The organism is Aquamicrobium segne (genome assembly GCF_042656785.1).
Classification (GTDB): Bacteria; Pseudomonadota; Alphaproteobacteria; order Rhizobiales; family Rhizobiaceae; genus Mesorhizobium; species Mesorhizobium segne.
Map to the genome: position 1 here is coordinate 58,644 of NZ_JBHSLL010000045.1, position 23,679 is coordinate 82,322.

Genomic DNA, 23,679 nt, shown 5'->3' on the forward strand with positions numbered 1-23,679 from the left:
CATTCCAGCAGATCAGGGGCCGGAAGCGGACTGTCTGGTGTTGGCTACGAAATGCGATAAGCTGACGTTCGACTCCCAACTTCATTGTCGCCTTTCGCAGCGCTTCCGTAGCTGCAAGCAGCCTTCTTTTGATCTCTTACAACGCCCGGTGCATAGATCGTAGTTCATCCCGAGTGAGAACCAAGGAACAAAATAAAAACGCGAATGGGGATAACTGCTACTGAGAGTTTTTTCTCGGACGCTTACAATAAGAATCACAGATAATGGCGAAGGTTTGAGAAACTAGAGGCGGCATGATACGCGACACGGTATTTATCAGCCATGCGACTCCTGACGACAATACGTTCGTCAGGTGGCTCGGCGCGCGGCTGAACGGACATGGCTATCGCGCCTGGGCAGACTTATTCGAATTGAAGGGGGGAACCCCCTTCTGGGTCTCCATTGAAGAGGCGCTACGGCAGCGCGCGATCAAAGTGATCTTCGTCGTTTCTCGCCAGAGCGTAGACCCAGCGCGATCGGGTGTCCGCAACGAGCTATCGGTAGCGGATGCTCTCAAGAAATCCTTGGGCGATCCGGAGTTCATCATTCCGGTGCGAATCGATGACGTCCCGTTCAGCGATCTTCCGATACAGGTCCACCAGCTCAACGCCATAGACTTTTCGCGCGATTGGGGCGCCAGACTTATTGAGCTTCTGGATACTCTTGAGACGGCCAACGTCCCGCGGCATCAGGATGATCGCACCGCCGAGTTCGAGGCTTGGCGCGACAGTTTCACCAGCAAAGCCGTCTTCGTCGAAGAGGCCGAAGAACGGGTTCTGACTAACTGGTTGCCCATCGAGGCGCTGCCGCCTTCCGTGAATTTCTACGAGTATTCCGGTCCCGAAGATGTGATCAGGAAAGCATTGCAAGGTGCGGGGCTACCGCATCGGCCTTTCCACAGGCTAATCATATCTTTTCTCGACCTGTCCAGCCTACAATCCAGCATGCCGCCATCCAACTCGCTCTCGCTCCGGGCGCAGGTGCCGTTGACGGATTTTATGTCAGGCAAGACGGCGGACGTCACTTCACCGCGCGCTGCGGACGCGCGCAATATCGCCACCTATCTTCTGCGCGAGCATGTTGAGAGCCATCTCGTTAGCCGCGGGCTCAGGCGTTACGAAACGTCGTCCGGCGCCGTATATTATTTCCCAAAAGGTTTGGTCGCGAACGACAAGGTCGCGTATCTGGCAGCCTCGGGTAAAGCCACGAGGAAAAATGTCGTCGGCCGGAGCGAGCGATATAAGGTGTTCTGGCATCTGGCCATGAAGGTCAATGTCACGTTGGGTGACACGCCATTCGTGCGCTTCAAGCCCTATATTTGCTTCTCCGAAGACGGTCTTGCCGCCATCGCCGATGCCAAGAAGACGTCGGCGATCCGTCGACGGTTCTGCATGAACTGGTGGAACAAGCACTGGCGGCAGTTGCAGCAGGCTTTCTGCGCGTTCCTTGCCGCTGACGATCAGAGCATCCCCATCGGCCTTGGCACTCACGAGCTGGTCCTGAACCGGACCCTGCTTGAGCTAACGGCCGCACGCCGGATGTCGGACGATCTGGCGCTGATGGAACCGGAGGACGCAGAAGACCCCGCCGAGTCGGAAACTGACGAATACGATGATGACGACGTCATACTTGAGGAGACCAACGACGAAGCATCGGAGGCGGCTGAATGAAAGGGTGGCGACTGGTCCATATTGACGAGCCGCAGCTGGCATTCGGCTTTGGCCAGAAAGCGGAACATCCGAAAGATGGCCTGTTCCTATTCGGCCCGCCGGCCTCCAACCAGAATCCTGCACGTATGGATATCGGCATCATCGGCACCACGCGGGCGGCAGCGATCTATGAAAGCTGGGTTCAGTCGATCCAGACAACGATCGCCGAACCGGAAAAGGGAAAACCCGAGAACAAGATGATGTGGCCGGGTTTTCAGGCCATCTTCGGCATCCCTTGGCCTGCCAAGCCCTTCGCCTTCTGCCAAATCGACGGCACAGAACTCAGCCGCCGGATACGCGGCGCCGACCGCCATGAGGCGATTTATAAGGCGGTTGACCTGTATGAAGAAGCACTGCGCCGCTACATGCGGGAAGAAGAAGCACGGCCGCAGCTGTGGTACGCGATCGTTCCCGAGGAAGTCTTCCGTTATGGACGGCCGCAATCGAGTGTACCACGCGATATTCGCGAACCTGCAAAGGGAGGGCTGGGTAAGCGCGTGGCGCAAAGGATTCTTCGTGAAGGCTCCCTCTTTCCCGAAGAGGTAGAGGCCGCTGCAATCTATGAATACGAGCTCAATTTTCACAACCAGCTGAAGGCACGGCTCCTCGAGACGAAACAGGTGATCCAAGTGGTTCGCGAGACGACGCTCGCGCCGCTCCTCGTTGAAGAAGACAGCCGGCGATCGTTGCAGGATCCCGCTTCAGTCGCATGGAATCTCGCCACGACGAGCTTCTACAAGTCCGGTGGACGGCCGTGGCGTATCGCTGATGTGCGCGAAGATGTCTGCTATGTCGGACTGGTCTACAAGCGTATCGAAAACGCCAAAGGGCGCGATAATGCCTGTTGCGGCGCTCAGATGTTCCTGTCGAGTGGGGATGGCGTCGTCTTCAAAGGCGCGGTAGGCCCTTGGTATTCACAGACCAACGACCAGTTCCAGCTCTCTAGGGAGAAGGCGGCCGAACTCATGGACATGGTCGTCAAGGCCTACCACGAGATGCACGGTCGTCCGCCCGCAGAGCTTTTCATCCATGGCCAGGCCGCCTTCGGCGACGATGAGTGGGCCGGCTTTTCCAGCACGGTGCCGGAAGGCACCAAACTCGTCGGTGTGCGCATTAAGCGACAGACAGAGATTAAACTGTTTCGCTTTGGTGACCGTCCCGTATTACGGGGGACGGCCATGATTGCTGGAACCCGAAAGGCCTACCTTTGGAGCGCCGGATTCACACCTCGCCTCAACACCTATCCTGGCCGGGAGGTGCCCAATCCTCTCACCGTGGATATCGTTCGCGGCGAAGCCGATATGGAACTCGTTCTCGCTGACCTTCTGGCGCTAACCAAGCTAAACTTCAACAACGCCGGGTTCTCAGATGGACTCCCGGTGACACTACGGTTTGCGGACTTGGTCGGAGAAATTTTGACAGCCGGGCCAACCGACAACACTCCGCCGCTACCATTCAAGTACTACATCTAGGCCTGTATTTGGCGCATGGGATATCCATACCAAGAGCAGGGCAAGGTGCAAAAGCCGCTTTTCCAGTTCCGCTGTCCAAGAGTAGAAGGACAGGTGACCATCATCAAAGCCGCCATCGGTTGCTGCCACAGCGAACGGCAAGAAATTTCGCGCAGTGACTCCCAAGTCAACTGCCCATCGTTTGGCGGCGCTTTACGCGCCGCCTCCGAACTTCATCACCGGGATGCCAAGCTTACGGGCCTTGTCCGCGAGGTTTTCCTGAATCCCGCTGCCGGGGAAGACCATGACACCGATGGGCAGGGTGTCGAGCATGGCGTCGTTGCGTTTGAAGGGTGCGGCCTTGGCGTGCTTCGTCCAGTCGGGCTTGAAGGCGACCTGTGGTACTTTGCGATGATCTGCCCAACGGGAAGCGATCAGTTCCGCGCCCTTCGGTGAACCGCCGTGCAACAGCACCATGTCCGCGTGCTTGGCATGGACCTGATCGAGTTTCGCCCAGATCAGGCGGTGGTCGTTGAAGTCCGGCCCGCCCGTGACGGCAACCCTGGGACCGGCGGGCAGCAGCACCTCGGTCTCGGCCCGGCGTTTCGCGGCAAGGAAGTCGCGGCTGTCGATCATCGCTGAGGTTAAATTGCGATGGTTGACCATCGAGCCGCTGCGCGGCCGCCAAGGCGTTCCGGTATGGTGCTCGAAGGCATCCGCCGAAAGGTCACGGAAGAGTTCCATCGCGTTGCGCCGTTCGATATGGGACTGCCCCTCTGCCGTGAGGCGTTCGAGTTCGACGCTCTTGACCTCGCTGCCATCCTGTTCGCGCTGGAGGCGACGTTGCGCCTGCTCGTTGCTATCCAGATCGCGCTCGACCCGGTCGGTGGCACGGTGGAAGAGGTTGACGGCCCCCCAGAGCAGATCGTCAAGATCAGGTTCGAGGCGAGTGTCTGCGAACGTTGAGATGAGAGCATCGAATATGTCTGCGACGGCGGAGGTGACGATATTGCCTTCCGGCAGTGGGCGCGGATCCGGTTCATCCTGGAATGGACGCCAGCCGTAGAGTTGGAGTTCGGTGAGTGCGTGATGGGTCTGGGAGGAGGTGTGGACCGGCTCATCGCCTGCGTAGTCGGTTGTCTTCATCATCGGGAGCGTCCTTCGTCTGGAGACCGCGCCCATCGCGGCCTTCGCAGGCGTCGAAGCGCACGGGCGGGACGGGTTGGCAGTCCTCGCCCACTTCGCGAGGGCCTTGATGGCAAAGGCCGACTATTTTGATGTCTCGCGATGCAAAGGCGGGGCCAAAGACGGGGTCCCCACGCGACCTGTCGGGTGGGGTGGCTCCCCCCGCCGGCGGAAAATAGTCGGCCGCCGCCATTGCCTGCCCAGCACGCTTGTGCGCCGATCGCCCTCTCCAGAAGGCCGTGGGTGTGGGACTTTCCTACGAAGAATGAGGCTTCCGATGGCAAGAGAACAAACTGGCAGGGGGACACAGCCACACCTCTGGAACCTCTCATGTTTTCACGCTCCCATGAACCGGCGGACGTCTTCAGGATGAAGCTGTTCCTTTAGCGCTGTTCGCAGCGCGTCGGCACCAAAGTGTCGCAGGTCATCATTGAAATCGCCTTCGACTGGCGTGAGCGGCATCGTCTCAATCCCGAGACTCGCTGCTCTGGCGATCAGGCTGTCCCTTGCCCCATCCCCGGCCGGGTCGCGATCCCGGATAACATAGAGGCGGCGCAGCGTTGGCGGGAACAAGATGGCAACGAGGTGCGCGGCCGAAAGCGCCGCCAGCATCGGCATGTGGGGCAAAACCTGACGGGGCGACAGGACTGTTTCTATACCTTCTCCTGCGGCGAGCACGTCACCGGCACTGCCAAAGCGGACGGCGTGGCCGAGAAGGTCGCCCATTGCGCGCCTGGGTGTTTCGACAGGTGCCTTGCCGGAGCCGTCCGGGGTAAGCCAGGTGCGGTGCGTGCCGGTTTGTCGCCCATTAAGGTCAGTGACGGATGCCACCAACGCCGGCCAAATCTCGGTGGGTGAATGATCGTCAGGTCGATAGTAGCACCGGGGATGGTAGCGCAGTGCGGTGATGCCTTCGAGCGAGGTGATTGCTCGTCTGCGCAGGTAGGTCGCAGCAAGTGTGCCGGGGAGCGGCTCTGACATGGCGAAGAGACGCCGCGCCGTTTCGGGTGAACCGATCGCCGGGCGTGACACCTTGCCCATCGGCGCCATGATCTTTTCAGGTGCGGGATGCGGGAGTGAGAGAAACCGGCGCGCTTCCGCAGCCACGTCATGAAAATCGACCAGGCCAAGCGCCTCACGGATGATGTCGAGCAGATCGCCATGCTGGCCGGTGGCCGCATCCGACCATTTTCCTGCCGGACCTTTGGCGGAATCCCGGAGGCGGACATAGAGGGATCGGCCTGGATTGTTCTGCACATCCCCAACCTGCCAGTAGTTTCCGGCACGTTTGCCGGATGAGAGATATTCGCGGCAAACCGCCTCGGCCTCCCGACCGAGACAATATGCCAGTTCCGTGGCGAAGCGAGGGGCCATTACGCGGCCTCCCGTTCACCGATTCCCTCAACCGGCCAGTGGGCGAAGATTCGGGCGAGAACGACCGGACCGGAGGCGTCTGTGGGCACGAACATCCTCAGCTTCCATGAAATGATCTCGTGGAAGAGGCCATAGGCGGTGAGACGCTGTCGCGTCATGTCGGTGAAACCGGACAGTTCAATGCGCAGCGTGCCCATGACCCGGACGCGGCGAAGCTGAAGTCCCTCGGTGAGATTGAGGATCGTCCGCCCATCCATCAGCGTGGTGAAAGCATCCTCCGGCGTGATCGTAGTGGTGCTGCTCGCCGTTGCATGGGCGACCCAGGCAGGCGAGACGCGGCGACCGATGATCCGCTCACCAGCATCAGTCTGAAGTCGATAGACCCGAGTGGTGTCGTTCGGCAGCCGCTTCCAGATCGGCAGAAGAAGCCCCGTGACCATGTGCAAGGTGGCATCGGTAAACTCCGGCACCTCCGCGACTTCGGCATTCCAGGCGGCAGCGAAAGCCTTCCGATCGGCTTCAACCCAATGGGTCTCCGGCATTGCCTTGACGGGGATATGCTGCCTCTCCATTGGCCGGATCAGCCGGACACGGCGTTCGATCTCGCCATCGTCCAGCATGACGCTGGTGGTGGGTACCTGCACGGCCGCACGGCCAGACCGCTCATTAATGAGGAGTATTGCCCTGGGATCGTCCAGATAGGTCAATGCCTCGGCCAGCGTGACCGGCTGATTGCGCTTGCGTTCGGTGATGGTCAGCAGGCGTGTCTCAGCGCCGCTGCGCGGATGGGTGTATATCACCTGCCGTTCGGTGACGATGAAACTCTCGGCTCGCAGCGTCTCCAGCCCGGCATCATAGGTGCCGGACGCGATGGCACCCTCTATTTTCGCGGTCAGTAGCTGTTCAAAGGTGGTGAACAGGATGCCCTGAAGCTCGATGGTCAGCGCCAGCATCCGGTTCAGGAAGGTAGTGATGCCGGGAAGAACATCTTTAATGCCAGTCGAATCCATCAGCTTCAACCCGGTCGCTGCCTCGAAACGGTCGAGCGAGCATCCCTCCACCTTGCCGCGCACCAGCAGCAGATAAAGCTGACGCAAGGCATCGCGGGCATAATACGATTCTAGATTGTCCTCTGGTCGAAACAAGCCCTGACCGCCGGTCTGGCGCTGGCCGCGGGTGATTGCGCCCAGTGTATCGAGGCGGCGGGCAATCGTGCTGAGGAAACGCTTTTCTGCTTTTACATTGGTCGAGATCGGCCGGAAAAGTGGTGGCTGCTTCTGGTTTGTCCTGTGCGTGCGGCCAAGGCCCTGAATGGCAGCATCGGCCTTCCACCCGGCTTCCAGCAGATAGTGGACACGCAGCCTCGTGTTCCGCGCCGACAGTTCGGCATGGTAGCTGCGCCCTGTGCCGCCTGCATCAGAGAACACCAGCACGCGCTTCTGATCGTCCATGAAGCCCTGTGTTTCAGCGAGGTTGGCGGAACCGGCACGGTTCTCGACGACGAGGCGATCCACGGTGACGCCGTTACCTGCCTTGCGGACGATCCGCCGCGACCGGCCTGTCACCTCCGCCACGGTGTCCGTGCCGAAATACTGGATCAACTGATCGAGTGCGCCGGGCACTGGTGGCAGGCTGGCAAGCTTGGCGATCAGCTCGTCGCGACGGGCGACGGCCTCGCGGCTTTCAACCGGCTGACCATCGCGCATGACGGGTCGCGACGACATATTGCCCTCGGAGTCGGTGAATGGTTCGTAGAGCTGCACTGGAAAGGAATAGGCAAGGTAGTCGAGGACATATTCGCGTGGCGTGATGTCCACCCGCACGTCGTTCCATTCCTCGGTGGGCAGTTCCGCAAGCCGCCGTTCCATCAGCGCCTCGCCGGTCGAAACGATCTGGATGACGGACGAATGGCCTGCTTCCAGATCGGCGGTGATCGAGCGGATCAACGTCGGGGTTTTCATCGACGTCAGAAGGTGGCCGAAGAACCTTTGCTTTGCCGATTCAAAGGCGCTGCGGGCCGCGGATTTGGCTTGGCGGTTTAGCGTGGCTCCCCCAGATTCTGGGCTACCGGTGATGTTCGCGGCCTCCATCGCCGCATCCAGATTGTTATGGATGATGCTGAAGGCATCGGCATAGCTGTCGTAGATGCAGGTTTGTTCGGGCGTCAACTCATGCTCGACCAGTTCGTACTCGACACCTTGGAAGGAAAGCGACCGTGCCGTGTAGAGGCCGAGCGCGCGCAGGTCGCGGGCGAGCACTTCCATTGCCGCGACACCCCCGGCCTCGATGGCTTCGACGAATTCAGACCGCGTTGCGAAGGGGAAATCTTCGCTACCCCAGAGGCCAAGCCGTTGGGCATAGGCGAGATTGTGGACCGTAGTGGCCCCGGTTGCCGAGACATAGACGATACGGGCGTCCGGTAGGGCGTGCTGGAGCCGTAAGCCCGCGCGGCCCTGTTGCGAGGCAGCAACGTCCCCACGTTCTCCCTTGCTGCCTGCGGCGTTCTGCATCGAATGCGCCTCGTCGAAAATGATCACCCCATCGAAGTCGGAGCCCAACCATTCAACGATCTGCTTGACCCTGGAAACCCTTTCTCCACGGTCGTCGGAACGTAGCGTGGCATAGGTCGTAAATAGGATGCCTTCCGGGAGCGTGATCGGCTTGCCTTGGGAGAAACGCGACAGTGGCGTGACCAGCAATCGCTCCATGCCGAGGGCTGACCAGTCCCGTTGCGCGTCTTCGAGCAGTTTGTCGGACTTGCTGATCCACACGGCCTTGCGGCGGCCCTGCATCCAGTTATCAAGGATGATGGCGGCAGATTCCCGGCCCTTGCCGACACCGGTACCATCGCCGATAAAAAAGCCCTGCCGGAAGCGGACGGCACTCTTCGCATCCTCTGGTGCAGCGCTGACGACATCAAAGGTCTCATTGACGGTCCAGGCCCCGGCGAGGTGATCGACATGGGCCTGCCCGGCATAGATCACCGTCTCAAGCTGCGCGTCAGACAGTGAACCAAAAATGGTCTTCGGCAGATGTGGCCGATAGCTGGGCTTCGGCGGTGCCACGCTCGCCATCGCGGCTGACTGAACAAGCTGGGTCGGATGCGCCTGCGCACCGGGAATGCGGATGGTCTGAAGCCCGTATTCCTCATAGATGGTGTCAGAAATGTTGCCGCCTTCTGTCTCCTGCCAATCGCAGATGTCATAGGCGAGCGGTTGAGCTTCCGGCTCGGTGAGCAGTGCGGGCCGAGTGGATTTTGCGGTACGGCTGACATAGCTGCGCACGGTGCGGGGTGCCGATGCAGCAGGGACAACAGATGTCGCCACGACGGGCAGTTCGACAGGCAAGCGGGCTGGAAGGTTTGCGAGCCAGGACATCAGCGTAGCGACATCCGGCGCAATGCCGGGGGCAGACGGAAAGACGGCCGGGTCTTCGGCGGGCAGCTTGTCGATAACCGTGAGCCGCGTCGGGAAGGTCGTGCCATGCCTGGCATAAACCGAACCGTCGATGGCAGCGGAGAAGACGACGCGGCCGCGTTCCTGCAATCGGGCGAAGGCCGGGGCCCAGGCGGGAATGTCGGGTGCGAAATTAGCGCCGGTGATTGTGACCAGCCGTCCGCCGGGCGCAAGGCGCGAAAGCGCCGAGGCGATGTGGCGGAAGACAGCATTGGCTACCCGGCCTTCGACATTCGCCAGAACCGAGAACGGTGGGTTCATCAACACAATGCTCGGGATCTGATCCGGATCTAAATGATCATCGATCTGCGCCGCATCGAAGCGGGTGATAGAGAGGGCTGGAAAGAGGGAAGAAAGGAGCATGGCCCGCGTCTCGGCGAGTTCGTTCAAAACCAGCTTGCCACCAGCAATTTCGGCCAGGATGGCGAGTAGCCCGGTTCCAGCCGAGGGTTCCAACACCCGGTCGGTGGGCGTGATGGCAGCAGCCGTCAGCGCGGCCAGGCCGAACGGGATCGGGGTCGAGAATTGCTGAAAGGTCTGGGCTTCTTCGGACCGGCGCGTATGTGTCGGCATGAGCCCGGCGATCTTGGCCAGCATCGGCAGGATTTCGGTCGCAGACCCGGCTTTACGGAAAAGCGTCTTTCCGTATTTGCGCAAGAAGATGACAGTCGCTGCCTCGCAAGCGTCATAGGCCATCTTCCAGTTCCAGACACCGGCGGCATCCGAACTGCCGAAAGCGGTTGCCATCGCGCCGCGCAGCATGGCGGCATCGATGCGCTGGCCACGTTCGAGATGAGGCAGCAGCAGGCTCGCCGCAGCAAAGACGCGTGCAGCGGTATAGCTGTCGGAGGCAAGCGGAAGCGGCGCGGCAGCCTGAGCCACCGCAGATGTAGAAATCATGTTCATGGGGAAAACCTTGGGAGAGCGGGACAGGATTGAGCCGCACGGCGCTCTCTCTCGACCGCATCAACTCAAACCTGTCCCGGCCACCTCTGACTCTCTCAATCAGAGATGTTGTTGACTTGGACCATCAAATGGACCATTTATGAGATGAAAGATGCGGGTTGAATTGAGGAGAAGACGCGATGCGGGTGTCCGTCACCGACGCGAAAGCACAGCTCACAGAGCTGGTGAAATTGGCCGAGGCCGGTGATGAGATCGTTCTCACCCGTCGCGGCCACGAGGTTGTGCGACTTGTCCCGGTTGCTACCGTCCTGCAAGGCAAAGATCGCCGGATTTTGATGGAGCGGTTGCGCGGTTCTGCGCTTAGCAAGGCACAGCCAGGTCCCGGGGCGGCCCGTAGCCAGGACTTCCTTTATGACGAGGATGGAATGCCGGCGTGATTGCGGTCGATACGTCGGCGCTGATGGCGATCGTATTGGACGAGCCGCAAGCCGAAGCGTGCATGTCAGCCATCGAGCAGGCCGATGAATTGCTGATTTCGGCTGGGACTGTGGCCGAAGCATTGATCGTCGCGGGACGGCGCAATGTTGGTCCGGAGGTTGCGGAAATGATCTCTGGGCTTGGGTTCGAGATCGTCAGTGTAACGGCGGCATCAGCGCGCAGAGTTGCCGATGCCTATGCGCGATGGGGTAAGGGTATTCACCCGGCATCGCTGAATTATGGTGATTGCTTTGCCTATGAGGTCGCCGTTGAGCATGATTGCCCATTGCTCTATGTCGGCGATGACTTCACTCAGACCGACGTAAAATCGGTGCTTTGAGAAGAAACGTCACCCGAAACGTCGGCCCGAGGCTGTGAAAGTATATTCATTGACGACGATGGTTTCGTCCACGGCCTCATCCGAGGACAGATAGTCGTATTCCCGTTCAAGCTGGCGGTAGAGCCAGCGGGCGAGATCGCGCAGCGCCTCGGTCACAACCTCTTCGGCGTCCTCGGTCATGTCCTGCCAGATCGGGCTGTCGCGCTCGACCGAGATCGACATGCAGTATTCGTGATAATAATGGCCGCGATGGCTGACATCGGCACGAAGCTGGTAGAAATTACGCCGCTGCACTGACTGAAGCGCATCGGCAATGCCGTGCAGGGTGGTATCCTGCGGCGCGTATTCCCGGATCCTGCGTGGGGCTTTTTTCCGGTAGGAGTAGAAGGTCTCGAAGCACGCCCCGTCGCCCTGGCTCCAGAAGCCGCGGAACCAGATGCAGGGTTCCTGCCGTGTGCCACCGCCTATCAGCCGGACAGTACGGGTCTTGAGGTTCAGCCCAAGGATTTCCGCAATGCGCTGGAAATCCTCATAGACGGCATCATACCAGCCATAGTCGAAGCCGCCTTCGCGATACCATGCGCGGGCCTTGTCCTTTGCGGCATCCGAAAGCTCGTTCAGCCGATAGACCGTGGTTTCGATGATCTCAGGCATGGGGATCACCTCCCTCCAGTACGGTGGAAAGCCAGCCATCTGTATAGATCCAGTCCACCGTCTCGCCAGTGGCAAGGTCAAGTACATGCGCGCCACCGCCGAACCCGTCGATGCGTGGTTTCGAGCAGCTGTTTGCGTACTGGAAACCCCATAAGCCCGTCAGGCCGAACTCGGTAGCGCAGCGTTTGACGAACTGGATAACGCGCTCGGGATCGCCAGTGATGTCATCATGTATCCAGAGATGTGTTCCGCCATGCTCAGGCTGGATCGATAGCAGGAACCCGTCTGATGGCGGATCTTCAGCGGCATTATCATCCGCCAGAGCGTTGTAGAGATCGAGCGCACGGGCAGCGTTTTCGGGGGAGCCCACATCGAGCAGGCAGGAAAAATGCGTGTAATAATCGGCCATGACGGTCTCCGGGTATGACGTGGCCCGATGCGAAACCGGGCCGGATGGGTAGAGCGGGATGAAGCTCAGGCCGCCTGCGGCAGGTGGAGCAGATCGGCGGCGGCTTCGCGCCAAAAGGGATCGACCAACCGGGTTTCCAGCACTGCTGCCCGGTAGCGAAGCTCACGCGCCTCGGCAGGCGCAGACGTTCTGAAGGCAAGGCCGCGCAATCGACTGGCTTCGGTAACAATCTGACGGGCCTCGGCGTTCGAAGCGACAGGTTGCTGCCAGAGAATGATGTTCCTGCGGATTTCACCTCCGAGGACCAATCCGTGATCGCTGTCCTGAATGAGCATGATGCGCGGACGAAAATGGGGGAAGCTGTTCGGTCCGGAACGAATGTCACCCCGCGACAGACGCAGGGCCGCGAAACGCATGGCTTCTTCCAGTGATGGGCATTGTCCCAGCGGAATCATACGGTCGAAGCTGTACGCCTCATCACTGGCGTCATAGCTGGCGATGCCAAGACACGAGATGCGCAAGGGCAGCTTTTGCGCCCGGTAGAGCGCGGGCAGCACGTCGGTCGCCAGCATCTGGCCGATTGGGCGGAAGCTATCATGGCGGGACAAGATCATCGGGGTCACTCCATGACGGGCGCCGGAAAGCCTCTCTCTCCAGCCCTCAACCCGTCACGGCCGAACGGCCCGCACTCTTCCTCTCTGACCGGGTCCCCGTTTCCGGTTCCGCTGCCGGCGATGGGCAACCATTGTAAGGCGCTGAAGGCCCGGTCGCGGGTTCACCGCGCCGGGCCGTCGGGGGTAAGGTGCATTTGCGCCTTATGCCCACGGGTCCAGCTCCAGCTTCACCATGTCGTCGCCGCCGTCGAACTCGTTGGCGGGCATGGCACCGTGGGTGCCATCTCCAGCCTGGAACACGACGATCACAACCATCAGCGTGGCGGCGAGGCTGGCGGCAAAGGCGGTGGCATCTGCATAGGACATGGGTTCCGGCTCCTGTCTTTGGAGGCGGGGGACCATCCCCCGCGCGACAGGCGCCCGAAGTGTCTGACCGGATCTGCAATCACCCAAGGGCGTTCGGACTCTTTCCGAATCCCCGAGGGCGGCACGCAAAGCGTCAAGCCGACCCCTTTGGGGTTGAATGTCAAAGAGACGGATCGGACCAAGGTTTGCGAATGGAAGCGGGGGTGGTTTTTCGCATCTGACAGGACGCCGGATACCCATCGCAGATGCTCTGCTGCGCCAGCCTTGCCGCCATGCTGGCATCAGGATCGTGTTCCCGTTAGGCCGGGATTGGCAGCCGGTTGCCCAGGTACGAAAACGACATGGTGAAGCTGGAGATGGAACCCGTTCGGGCGATACCATCCCGTGCTGATGGTTCAGGCCAAAACGACCGGGCCTTCAGCCCCAAAGCCCATCGGCGATTTCGCGGGCGATCATCGCGCGCGCCTTCATCATCAGATCATCGCCGGATGTGTCGATATGGCCGTAGAACCGGACACGACCGCCATGTGCGGTCCATTCGGCGTAGCGGCAATATTCACGGGCATCGAGCCGGAAAACGCGCATGTCTTCCGCCCAATGGGGCTTTGGTTCCACAACTACGGTCATGCCGTCGCGGCTTTCCTCCCAGGGCAGTGTCCGCTCCGATGGATGGTTTTCACGATCTTGGGCAAATATCTCATCGGCGGTCAGCATGATGCACCTCCGCTGGCACTGCGCAGAGCGAGAACAGTCGGATCGGTGGGAGCGTCGTCGTCGACTTCGACGTCACAGAGCTGTATCGAGAAAAACTCCTCGCCGCGATCCAGCATTCGGTCGAAATACTTCTCCCCAATTTCCTCGTCCGGCGGGGGATCGTCGTCATAGGCATTGCTCCACCATTTCCTGGCAATACCTGTGCGCCAGTTCAAAGCCCGATCTCTGGCGAGAAAAACACGGACATCCGTGCCGTGCGGATGATCATAGATGGCGACATGAACAGACTTCGGACTGTTTTGGTCGCTCGGAACCTTGGCGTTGTGCGGCATGATTTTGTCTCCTTAAACAAAAATGGCCCGGCGGAGTGCCGAGCCTTGCGGTGGAAGGGGAAAAGAGGACGGGGCGACCGAAGTCGCCCCGCATGAGTGCTATTCAGCAGCGACCATATGCTGTTCTTCCTCGTCGTCAGCCGGATTATCCTCGCCATCGTCGGAGAGGAAATCAGGCAGATCATCGACTTCCGCCGCAGCGGCCGATGCCGGATCGACTTCGATACCATCGTCCACCATGCGCAGCGGCTCAGGCAGCCAGCCGGTATCGGCCAGCAGGCGTTCGGCTTCCTTGGCCATGTCGCCCTTCTTGAGGTGTCCGATTAAATCGGCGGCACGCTCACCGGCACCTTCACGTACAGCTTCAAGGATGCGCGGCTTGGTCACGCGGCCGAGATAGTTGCCGACCGTTGGCTGCCAGCCCACCGCGACCATGTCGAGGCCGGTCGAACGTGCTAGCCGGTCGGCCTGTGACAAACGGATAGCCAGCCCATGCTGGCTAATACCCATGCTGCTATAGGGGTTCGGTTTCTCATGGAGCGCGTTAACGCCGAAACTGACGCAATGGGCGAGTAGATCCATGCGGGATCCGTCGTCCAGATCGACCAGCCAGTCCCAGAGCGCGGCATCGTCGGCCGGGATGTGATCGCCCCAGCGCTCATGCCGATCCTGAATCGCCTTGGCCGAGGCACTGTCGCGCAGTTCTTCGGCCTGAGAAGGAAGATGGACCTCGCGGACTTGGGCTTCGAGGCATCCCTTGGTTGAATGCGGCAGGAAGCAATCCGTGACCAGACGATGCAGCAGCGCCGTCATAGCGACATGGGGATTTGCCGCAACGGCATCACGAAGCGCCAGGGTCCTATGCGCCGTCAGTTCGCTGACCAGCCGATCGGGCAGTGGTTTGATTGTATCGGCCTCGTCTTCCTCCTCCGGCTCGGGTGACTGGCCGCCAAGTGTGATGACCGCCCGATAGGCCGGAGCATCGGGATCCCGCATGGTTGCCTCGGCCTCGGCATCATTCTCACCGTCCGGTTCAGAAACAATCTCATCCTCTGGGCGCACATAGCCACGTTCGGCAAGCAATGTGCCATCGGCGTCGATGCTGACGAACACACCTGCCTTGCTGGTCTGGGCTGGGTCGAAGGTCATTGGACGACGCTCGAAAGCCTCCAGCGCCTGTTCGATCTCGCCAAGGCGAGCATCGATTTCATCAGGCAGTTCGTCAGCCTCGGCATATTCGGCTTCGAGTTGGTCGTATTCTTCGCGCAACACTTCGCGAGTGGCACGTTCTTCTTCGGTCAGATCGAACATGGTGCCGACAAGCTGGCGAAGACCATGATCGTGACCGTAGGGAAAGGTCATGGCAATTTCGATCCACTTCCAGCCTTCGGTGGCGATGGTTTCTGCTTCCGCTTTCAGTTTCTCGCCTGCCAGTCGGTCAAGCAGCACCGGATCTTGCAGCCAACCGCCATCGTCCTGCTGGAAAAGATCGCGCAGTACGCAACCGCCTGCCTCTTCATAGGCGTCGATGCCGACAAACACGGCCCGCTTGTCTGACGCTCGCACTGTGGTTTCGGTCAGCAGGCGGCGGATGGTATAGGGTTCTTTCTGCCAGCCATCCTTGATCGCCTCCCAGACCTGTTCCTGCCGGGCATGGTCATTCGACACGGTGAAGGCCATGAGCTGTTCGAGCGTCATGCCATCCTCGGCATAGGTTTCGAGCAAGGTGGGCGAGACGGAGGCCAGCCGCAGGCGCTGTTTCACCACCTTGGCGTCAACGAAGAAGGCAGCAGCAATGGCTTCTTCGGTCATGCCCTTATCACGCATGGTCTGAAACGCGCGGAACTGGTCGAGCGGATGCAGCGGGGCGCGCTCGATATTCTCGGCAAGCGACACCTCATCGATCAGCACGTCGGTACTGGCTTGTGAGACGATGCACGGCACCGGTGCGGTCTTCGCCAGGCGCTTCTGTTTGGCCAGCAGTTCCAGCGCACGGAAGCGCCGACCTCCAGCGGGCACCTCGAACATCCCCGTTTCCTTGCCCTCGGCATCTACGACCGACCGGACATGCAGGGACTGGATCAACCCACGGCGGGCGATAGACTCGGCCAGTTCCTCGACCGAGATACCGGCCTTGACGCGCCGGACATTGGACTGGGAAAGCACCAGCTTGTTGAAAGGAATGTCGCGCGAGGACGACAGCGTGATCTTCTGAACGGCAGTAGCCATGTTCTTCACTCCGCGACGGGCGCCGAGAGCCTTTCTCTCGACCTCCAACCCGTCACGAAGCGAAGCGCCGCCCTCTTCCTCGAAGAGAGCGCCGCCAGCCGCGAACCAGAAAGCTGAACATCAGGAATTGCGGTTTTCCGTATCGGAGGATGTGCAGGAAAAATTCGTGCCGGCGCGATAAAGCAGACGCTCGGCGGCACGGATACTACCAGTCTCGCGGGAGGCTTCGGCCCAGACCGAGATCAGGAAATCACCGGTGAAGAGCAGATCGCGTTCGATGCCCATGCCGAAGGGCAGCCGGACTGACTGCATCTCGCCAAGGCTCCACGAGCCCAGTTCGGGATAACCGAGATCGGCCAGGCCGAACATGATGTCGCCGTCCTCGTCCAGTTCGGTGGCAAGCCAGACACCCTCGCCGAGGGGGTTGAAGAACTTCACGACCGGGATGTGATCCACATCGCGCTGGCGACCATTGACCAGCAGGCGGTCGCGCTGTGTGCCGGTCAGGAGGATCATGCCGCGGCCCTCCGTTCTGTTGCGCTTATCTCCGGCTCCCCGGTATCCTCGGCAGGCAGATGCGACAGCAGCCAGTCAGCCGCCTTGCTGGCCTGCGAGGCCGCGCGGACAATGGCGCGGGAATCCTCGCGCATGACCTCCAACCACGACCCAATATAATCAGCATGGCGCACGGTCGGTACGATACCCAGCGTTGCGCAGCAGAAAGCCGCGTTAATCTCGGCTACCAGTTCCTCGAAGGCGTATTTCTTCGTTCCAAAGCTGCCGGAACAATCTCGCCCAAGCCGCGAGGCATGGCCAGTCGCGTGCCCCATCTCGTGTAGGGCCGTCCGATGCCAGTTAATCGACTCGAAATAGGCTTGCGGAGGCGGCACCTGTACATAGTCCAGAGACGGCATGTAAAAGGCGCGATCACCGCCAATCCTGAAATCAATACCGCTCGCCCGGATCATTACCTCAACACGCGGCTCGATCAGGCTGGGTGGTGGCGGTGGGGCCTCGATGGCGGAATCATCGGGCAGGCCCTCGCATTGCGCAGCGTTGAATACGGTGAATCGCTTGAGGAAGGGAATGCGCCCGGGTTCCTCGCCAGCTTCAAAAGCACGCCGCTTTTCGTTCTCGGGCGTGAAACGATCCGCATAGACAACCGTAGTGCCGCGCTCACCCTTCCTGACATTACCTCCGAGCGACAGTGCTTGACGGAAAGTGAGCCAATGTTGAGTCGGAAAGCCATACTGGATCACAGCGCCCCAAAGGATCAGCACATTGATCCCGGAATATTGCCGTGACGTCGCGGCATTTTTCGGCATGGCAAGGGAGGCATTCGCTGCCGCCGTTCCCCAAGGCTGAACCCAGGGCAGTCGCCCTTGCTCCAGTTCAGCGATGATTTTGTTGGTGATGTCGTCGTAAAGGTTGCTGCGCGCGCTACTGTCAGCGGCGCGATCCTGTCTGGCCATCGGGATAATCTCCGCGACGGGCGCCAGAGACCTCTTCTCCAGCCCTCAACCCGTCACGGAAAACCCGTCGGCACTCTCAACTCTAACGACGTTTGACCTGAGTAAGGGGCACAGTCGCTATTGGTCCGCTGCTACGAAGGTCGTCGTGATACGACCCCGCTCTGACTTAGCTGCAAAGCGCTATGTCACGCTACGCTATCCGATTGTCCAAAACCGTTTCAAAAACCGTTTCAAGTCGATGTTTTGAAACGGTGCCATTTGTCTAAGTGATTGATTTTAATGGCGCGCCCGAAAGGATTCGAACCTCTGACCCCCAGATTCGTAGTCTGGTGCTCTATCCAGCTGAGCTACGGGCGCACTTCAGGTCGCTTGAACGACCTAGCCTCCGGCTATGACAACCGGCCGCGAATGTGTCGCTTCACTAACGGCTGATTTCATGAAATGCAAGCCGACATGTAAAAGTTTCTCAGGCTTTTTTGCAAAAGACCTTCGACAGCGCATTTAAATGCGTTGGCGCGCGCCTTGCTGCAAGCCTTTGAAAGCCAAAGGGCGATCTGCAATTGTAATGACAAAGCTGGTATTGCCGCTTTCACTGCCAGCCAGTTCCAGTGTTCCGCCATGGGCGCGCACCAGTTCGTGTGAAATTGCCAGACCAAGTCCGCTGCCACCCTGTCTTGCTGCGCCATGAAAGGCGGAAAACAGATTTGTACGCGCCTTGGGCGGTAGTCCGGGGCCGGTATCATTGACAGTGATCTGGCTGACGGCTCCCTGCCGCCGGGCAGAAATGGTCAGCCTGCGTGACCCTGTATGCTCTTTTTCAGATGTCAGCGCCTGCACGGCATTGCGCGTCAGATTGGTCAGCACACGAAAAAGCTGCTCAGGATCTGCATCAATTTCAAAATCCAGCGGCACGGCATTGATAAATTCCACGCCATTCTCAACGTTCACGCCATCACGCAGATCTTCAACCAGCGGGTGCAGCCTTATCAGTTGCCGTGTCGGGGTCGGTTCTTGTGTGCGCCCATAGGCCAGCACATCTTCAGAATAAGAAATAGCGCGGTCCAGCGTTCGCAGCAGGCGAGGGGCAAAAGATTGCACCATGGGATCTTTGGATGTGCCCAGCCGGTCTGAAATCAGTTGAGCCGAAGCCAGCATATTGCGCATGTCATGATTGATCTTGGAAACAGCAAGTCCAAGATCGGCCAGATGGCGGCGCTCCGCCAGCATTTTTTGCAATCGCGCCTGCATCTGCGACAATTCCTGCTCGGTAAACCCAATCTCGTCACTGCGCTTTTCAGGCACAATGATGCGCATCGGGTCTTCGGGAGCTTGTGAAAACAAGAATATGGAGCGGGCTAGTCGCCGCATGGGCCGCACCATGATGCGATCCATGGCTGCATATACCAAAATGGCGGCAAAGCCGGAAATGAGCAGCGATAGCAGCGCAACATTGCGAGCATAGATCAGCATGGCTGTCCGCAAGGTCTTGTCGGGCATGATAAGTTCGAACTGATGCCCATCTTCGCCGGCCGGGCCGTGGATGCGCAGCATTTGAGCGCCGCCGTTCAGCAAGGTGTCAAGCGCGCCGGATATCTCGCTTAACAGGCTGATATCAGCCATGTCGATATGCGTGTCGACTTGCGGGGGCATGTCAGCCACAACCAGCAGGCGTGAGACCCCACTGTCCGACATGGCAATGGCATGGGCTCCAATGGCCGTAAGCACATCATCTTGCGCTTCACGTGACAAACCGGCCGGATCACCGTGCACCAGTACAATGGAAACGGCAGCAGCCGTTGACAGCCGATCGCGCAGCCAGCTGGTGCGATAGCTGGCTATAGAGGGCAGAAAGATAAAAGTTTCAGCCAGCAATACAAAAATGGCGGTCAGCAGCAACAGCTTGGCGGAAAGGCTGCGCGCAACTGGAACGATAGCGGCTGCAGGCTCCTCCGGCAAATTCTGTTGCTGTCTGTTTTCTGTCATACTGTTCCGGCAGACGAGGTTCATATTGACGTGACAGGATAATGGAAAAGACAGCTTCTGTCTGTGCCCGCGACCTGAACCAATAGTGGCTTGGCTGAGCCTGTACAGCGATTGACTCTATTGGTCCTAATCCATATAAGCCGCTCACGCTCGGGCCTTGCTTTCCGGCGCGGTTTTTGCCGTGCCATGAGTTCTGGCCATGCCACATTGGCTGAGCATAGCTCCTGTCATCTTCCTGGCAGAATATAAGAAGGGCCGCACACCGCGGTATTAAATAAATGAAGCGTACTTACCAACCCTCCAAGCTCGTTCGCAAGCGCCGTCACGGCTTCCGTGCCCGCATGGCCACCAATGGCGGTCGCGCTGTTATTGCCGCTCGCCGTAATCGTGGTCGCAAGCGGTTGAGCGCCTGACGGAAACGAGTTCGTTGCCCCGTGCTGTCAAGCCTTCGGGATCGCAGCCCGGACGGCTTCTCAAACGTGCAGAATTTCTGGCTGTACGGCGCGGTGAAAAGCGTCGTGGGCGGCTTTTTCTGCTTGAAGTGCTTGACCGTGATGACAACAAGGCGCCACGTGCAGGCTATACGGTGAGCAAGAAAGTCGGCAACGCGGTTGTGCGCAATCGCGTCCGGCGGCGACTTAAAGAAGCCGTGCGCACCCATGCCACACATGACATGCAGCCCGGCTGCGACTATGTAATTGTCGGACGTAAAGATGTACTGGGCGCGACATTCGATCAGCTCAAGACCGAGCTTTCCCGGCGGATCCGCGGATCACGATAGGATTCAGGATGGAAAATAATCGCAATTTCTTCATTACCATTGCGCTTTCAGTGCTGATCCTGTTGTTGTGGCAGGTCTTCTACATGAATCCCCGCATCGAATCGCAACGCGAAGCGGCCCGCATTGAGCAGATACGCCAGGAACAGGCGCAGCAACAAAGCCATGACCTTCCAACACCGGCCCAGCAGGCAACGCCGGGGGGCGCTGCTATTCCAGGCGGCAGCGCTTTGGGGGAACTTGCCACTCCTGCCAATCGGGAACAGGCGCTGGCTGGCACTGCGCGTGTGAAAATTGATACGCCGCGGGTGGAAGGTTCCATCAATCTTGTTGGCGGGCGACTGGATGATCTGAAACTCAAGGATTATCACGAAACCGTTGACGCCAATTCACCTGAGATCGAACTGCTCAGCCCTGCGGCTTTGCCCAATGGCTATTATGCCGAGCTTGGCTTTGTCGGCAGTGAGGCAACAGGTGCGGTGCCCGGTCCCGAAACACAATGGACGGTTGAGGGCAATGCAACGCTGACCCCCGACACGCCTGTCATGCTGACCTTCACCAATGACAAGGGCCTGACCTTCAAGCGCATCTATTCGCTTGACGAGCATTATATGTTCACCGTTTCCGATACGGTGGAAAATGCGGGGGCGGACGCTGTTGCCCTGTTCAGTTATGGCCGCGTGACCCGCTTCGACAAGCCGTCCACCGCCTCGATCTATGTTCTGCATGAAGGGCTGATCGGTGTCACCGGCGAGGAAGGGTTGCAAGAGCACAAATACTCCGCCATAGAAAAGGACAAGCAGTACACGCCCGGCAAGTCCAGTGATGGTTGGCTTGGCATGACTGATAAATACTGGGCTGTGGCGCTGGTGCCGACCGAAAAGCAGCCCTTCCAGCCGCGCTTTGCCTATTTTGAGGATGGTCGTCCCCGCTATCAGGCTGACTTCATGAGTGATGCCATTGTGGTTCCTGCTGGCCAGTCAACCACTGTGGAATCACTGATCTTTGCCGGTGCAAAGGAAGTGGGAACCATCAATGCTTATGAAGAAGAGCGTCAGGTGCGCCGCTTCGATCTGCTGATTGACTGGGGCTGGTTCCACTTCATCACCAAACCGATGTTCTGGCTGATTGACACGCTTTACAAGATGATCGGCAATTTCGGCCTGGCAATTCTGGCGACAACCGTCATCGTCAAGCTCGTTTTCTTCCCGCTGGCCAACAAATCTTATGCTTCCATGGCCAATATGAAGAAGATGCAGCCGAAAATGACGGAAATCCGTGAGAAATATGCGGATGACCGGATGAAGCAGCAACAGGCGATGATGGAGCTTTACAAGACCGAGAAGATCAATCCGATTGCCGGCTGCTGGCCGATGCTGATCCAGATTCCGGTCTTCTTTGCGCTCTACAAGGTGCTTTATATCACCATTGAGATGCGTCATGCGCCGTTCTTTGGCTGGATTCACGATCTGGCAGCACCTGATCCGACCTCGCTGTTCAACCTGTTTGGCCTGTTGCCTTATGCTGTGCCAGCCATGCTTGTCATTGGCATCTGGCCGCTGCTGATGGGGATCACCATGTTCTTGCAAATGCGCATGAACCCGGCCCCGCCAGATCCGACACAGGCCATGATCTTCAACTGGATGCCAGTGGTGTTCACCTTCATGATGGCAGGCTTCCCGGCCGGTCTAGTGATTTACTGGGCGTGGAACAATTTGCTTTCCCTTATCCAGCAGGGGGTGATCATGAAGCGGCAGGGCGTAAAGATCGAACTGTGGGACAATCTGCTAAGTCTGTTTCGCAAAAAGCCCAAACCGGCAGAATAGAAACAGAATTAAAATTTTCCAGAAGGCCCCTTATGCTTTAGAGAGTTTTGCAGCCAGATGGAATCATCTGGCGTCGCACAAATGCGGCTAAAACAAGAGCTTAGAGCATTTCATCCGTTTTCGTGAAAACAAGAAATGCTCTAAGAGCCTTTTTCGTTGCAACCCATCACCTGTGCTCACAAAAGGTTCCAGATGAATTTACACAGTGTTGGCTGGTCTTGTCTGGCACTGTGTAAGTGTCTGCTTTTATGGTTGGATGAAGCCCGCTCCATGGGGTGCCGGGTTGAAAATGCACAAGGGCTAACTTGGCCGTAGCGTGGCGTTAAAAACTTGTTATAAGAAGCAGCAGAAAGGTCCCGTAGCTCAGCAGGATAGAGCACCAGATTCCTAATCTGGGGGTCACAGGTTCGAATCCTGTCGGGATCGCCATCGCATTGCTATATAATTGAATTATCAGCGTTTTTGGATAGTCTTACCCTCACCAATATCAAGGTGAGGAGGTAAGTCGTTCTCTTTTAGTTTCTCACCAGCAGCCAATGCGGACCTGCACGTGTCTGCTCTTTTGGCATAAAACCCGCCTGCCTTTTGTCATGACGGTCCTGTCCTGAAGCTGTTGAGCTTTTCAGGCTGGCTCTGAGCCCGCTATCACCATCCCCTCAATCAAAAAGCGTATGCAATTTATATTTTTTAGTATACATAACATATGGACTTGAATATAATATATGCCAAAGCTAAGGTTTGTATCTGGGGTCCGATATCAATTTGGCTCCGGTCCGAACAATCGGAGCTGTCGGCTGGCAGTCGGGCTTCGGGTGGAGATGAAATAGGGAGGAAATGATGGCAATTCGTATGAAGGGTCTGCTGGCTGCCGCCATACTTTTGGCTGGAACCGGCATGGCGTCCGCGCAGGATAAGCTGGTTGTCAGCATCTGGGGCGGGAACTGGCGTGATGGCGCGCAGGCGGCAATCGCAACTGAATTTACCAAGCGCACCGGCATTGAAGTTCAATTCATTACCGGGGGTACGATGGATCGCCTGACCAAGGCCAAGCTTTCGGCAGGTGCTCCTGAGGCTGACGTTACGTTTACGACCAGCCATGTGGCATCGCTTTATACTGCTGATAATCTTTTTCAGGAGCTGGACCTGTCCAGGGTTCCCAATCTGAATGATGCTTATCCGGTTGCCTTGCGCAGCCCCAGCGTCATCGGCTTGTATTCTTATGTCTATGCGCCGGCATATCGCACCGATTTGATGCCTGATGATTTCAAGATCACGAGCTGGAAGGATTTGTGGGGCGATGGTAATCTCCCCTTTTTTCACGGGGTGCATTTGTAGAACTTACATGGCCATTTTCAGTTTCTGTGCG

21 protein-coding genes and 2 tRNA genes are annotated in these 23,679 nt (G+C 58.6%); 9 read left to right on the forward strand and 14 right to left on the reverse strand.

Features of this window, described 5'->3' with window-relative positions:
* The first annotated feature begins 293 nt into the window (after positions 1-293).
* Both ACFPLB_RS12865 and ACFPLB_RS12870 read left to right on the forward strand, forming a co-directional pair.
* Positions 294-1,709 carry a toll/interleukin-1 receptor domain-containing protein gene (locus ACFPLB_RS12865; RefSeq protein WP_378230229.1) on the forward strand — a complete coding sequence of 472 codons (1,416 nt, stop codon included), beginning with the start codon at positions 294-296 and terminating at the stop codon, positions 1,707-1,709.
* Positions 1,706-3,220, forward strand: a complete 1,515-nt coding sequence (locus ACFPLB_RS12870) for an argonaute/piwi family protein (RefSeq protein ID WP_378230231.1) — start codon at positions 1,706-1,708, stop codon at positions 3,218-3,220. The genes ACFPLB_RS12865 and ACFPLB_RS12870 overlap by 4 nt, the downstream gene beginning before the upstream one ends.
* Positions 3,221-3,412: 192 nt before the next feature.
* On the opposite strand, the gene ACFPLB_RS12875 is transcribed toward ACFPLB_RS12870, so the two are convergent.
* The 3 genes from ACFPLB_RS12875 to ACFPLB_RS12885 form a co-directional block, all read right to left on the reverse strand.
* The gene (locus ACFPLB_RS12875) at positions 3,413-4,345 is read right to left on the reverse strand and encodes a DUF2493 domain-containing protein (protein ID WP_465251480.1); all 933 of its coding nucleotides are present in this window, start codon (positions 4,343-4,345) and stop codon (positions 3,413-3,415) included.
* Positions 4,346-4,720: 375 nt separating this feature from the next.
* Positions 4,721-5,758: a DUF7146 domain-containing protein gene (locus ACFPLB_RS12880; protein WP_378230235.1), complete on the reverse strand. Its 1,038-nt coding sequence runs from the start codon at positions 5,756-5,758 to the stop codon at positions 4,721-4,723.
* Positions 5,758-10,119: a strawberry notch-like NTP hydrolase domain-containing protein gene (locus tag ACFPLB_RS12885; RefSeq protein WP_378230237.1), complete on the reverse strand. Its 4,362-nt coding sequence runs from the start codon at positions 10,117-10,119 to the stop codon at positions 5,758-5,760. Before ACFPLB_RS12885 ends, ACFPLB_RS12880 begins: the two co-directional genes overlap by 1 nt.
* A 179-nt stretch (positions 10,120-10,298) precedes the next feature.
* Between ACFPLB_RS12885 and ACFPLB_RS12890 the strand changes: the two genes are divergently transcribed.
* Both ACFPLB_RS12890 and ACFPLB_RS12895 read left to right on the forward strand, forming a co-directional pair.
* Positions 10,299-10,556, forward strand: coding sequence for a type II toxin-antitoxin system Phd/YefM family antitoxin (locus tag ACFPLB_RS12890; RefSeq protein WP_378230239.1), 258 nt, complete (start codon positions 10,299-10,301; stop codon positions 10,554-10,556).
* A complete protein-coding gene (locus ACFPLB_RS12895; RefSeq protein ID WP_378230241.1) occupies positions 10,553-10,936 on the forward strand; it encodes a type II toxin-antitoxin system VapC family toxin in 384 nt (127 codons plus the stop codon). The genes ACFPLB_RS12890 and ACFPLB_RS12895 overlap by 4 nt, the downstream gene beginning before the upstream one ends.
* A 9-nt stretch (positions 10,937-10,945) precedes the next feature.
* Here the strand turns inward: ACFPLB_RS12895 and ACFPLB_RS12900 are convergent, their stop codons facing one another.
* The 11 genes from ACFPLB_RS12900 to ACFPLB_RS12950 form a co-directional block, all read right to left on the reverse strand.
* Entirely contained in the window at positions 10,946-11,590 is a 645-nt protein-coding gene (locus ACFPLB_RS12900) for an antitoxin of toxin-antitoxin stability system (RefSeq protein ID WP_378230243.1), read from the reverse strand.
* Complete coding sequence (locus ACFPLB_RS12905) at positions 11,583-11,999, reverse strand: hypothetical protein (RefSeq protein WP_378230244.1); 417 nt, start codon at positions 11,997-11,999, stop codon at positions 11,583-11,585. Before ACFPLB_RS12905 ends, ACFPLB_RS12900 begins: the two co-directional genes overlap by 8 nt.
* 65 nt (positions 12,000-12,064) lie before the next feature.
* Complete coding sequence (locus ACFPLB_RS12910; protein ID WP_378230246.1) at positions 12,065-12,613, reverse strand: hypothetical protein; 549 nt, start codon at positions 12,611-12,613, stop codon at positions 12,065-12,067.
* 201 nt (positions 12,614-12,814) lie between these two features.
* Positions 12,815-12,979: a hypothetical protein gene (locus ACFPLB_RS12915; RefSeq protein ID WP_378230248.1), complete on the reverse strand. Its 165-nt coding sequence runs from the start codon at positions 12,977-12,979 to the stop codon at positions 12,815-12,817.
* A gap of 417 nt (positions 12,980-13,396) precedes the next feature.
* On the reverse strand, positions 13,397-13,693 hold the full coding sequence (locus ACFPLB_RS12920; protein ID WP_378230250.1) for a hypothetical protein: 297 nt from the start codon (positions 13,691-13,693) through the stop codon (positions 13,397-13,399).
* Positions 13,687-14,025 (reverse strand): hypothetical protein, encoded by a 339-nt coding sequence (locus ACFPLB_RS12925; RefSeq protein ID WP_378230252.1) that lies wholly within the window; start codon positions 14,023-14,025, stop codon positions 13,687-13,689. Before ACFPLB_RS12925 ends, ACFPLB_RS12920 begins: the two co-directional genes overlap by 7 nt.
* A 99-nt stretch (positions 14,026-14,124) precedes the next feature.
* On the reverse strand, positions 14,125-16,254 hold the full coding sequence (locus ACFPLB_RS12930) for a ParB/RepB/Spo0J family partition protein (protein ID WP_378230253.1): 2,130 nt from the start codon (positions 16,252-16,254) through the stop codon (positions 14,125-14,127).
* A 120-nt stretch (positions 16,255-16,374) separates the two neighbouring features.
* The gene (locus tag ACFPLB_RS12935; protein ID WP_378230255.1) at positions 16,375-16,770 is read right to left on the reverse strand and encodes a DUF2958 domain-containing protein; all 396 of its coding nucleotides are present in this window, start codon (positions 16,768-16,770) and stop codon (positions 16,375-16,377) included.
* A complete protein-coding gene (locus tag ACFPLB_RS12940) occupies positions 16,767-17,726 on the reverse strand; it encodes an ArdC family protein (protein ID WP_378230257.1) in 960 nt (319 codons plus the stop codon). Before ACFPLB_RS12940 ends, ACFPLB_RS12935 begins: the two co-directional genes overlap by 4 nt.
* A 280-nt stretch (positions 17,727-18,006) precedes the next feature.
* Positions 18,007-18,083, reverse strand: a tRNA-Arg gene (locus ACFPLB_RS12945).
* 144 nt (positions 18,084-18,227) lie between these two features.
* A complete protein-coding gene (locus ACFPLB_RS12950; protein ID WP_378230259.1) occupies positions 18,228-19,709 on the reverse strand; it encodes a sensor histidine kinase in 1,482 nt (493 codons plus the stop codon).
* 278 nt (positions 19,710-19,987) lie between these two features.
* Between ACFPLB_RS12950 and rpmH the strand changes: the two genes are divergently transcribed.
* The 5 genes from rpmH (at position 19,988) to ACFPLB_RS12975 (ending at position 23,648) form a co-directional block, all read left to right on the forward strand.
* Positions 19,988-20,122, forward strand: coding sequence for a 50S ribosomal protein L34 (rpmH, locus tag ACFPLB_RS12955; RefSeq protein ID WP_035029411.1), 135 nt, complete (start codon positions 19,988-19,990; stop codon positions 20,120-20,122).
* A gap of 14 nt (positions 20,123-20,136) precedes the next feature.
* Positions 20,137-20,490, forward strand: a complete 354-nt coding sequence (gene rnpA / locus ACFPLB_RS12960; RefSeq protein WP_378230262.1) for a ribonuclease P protein component — start codon at positions 20,137-20,139, stop codon at positions 20,488-20,490.
* Between the two features lie 8 nt (positions 20,491-20,498).
* Positions 20,499-22,313 (forward strand): membrane protein insertase YidC, encoded by a 1,815-nt coding sequence (yidC, locus tag ACFPLB_RS12965; RefSeq protein ID WP_378230263.1) that lies wholly within the window; start codon positions 20,499-20,501, stop codon positions 22,311-22,313.
* Positions 22,314-22,665: 352 nt separating this feature from the next.
* Positions 22,666-22,742 (forward strand) — tRNA-Arg (locus ACFPLB_RS12970).
* Positions 22,743-23,147: 405 nt separating this feature from the next.
* Complete coding sequence (locus ACFPLB_RS12975; RefSeq protein WP_378230265.1) at positions 23,148-23,648, forward strand: extracellular solute-binding protein; 501 nt, start codon at positions 23,148-23,150, stop codon at positions 23,646-23,648.
* The last annotated feature ends 31 nt before the right edge of the window (positions 23,649-23,679 follow it).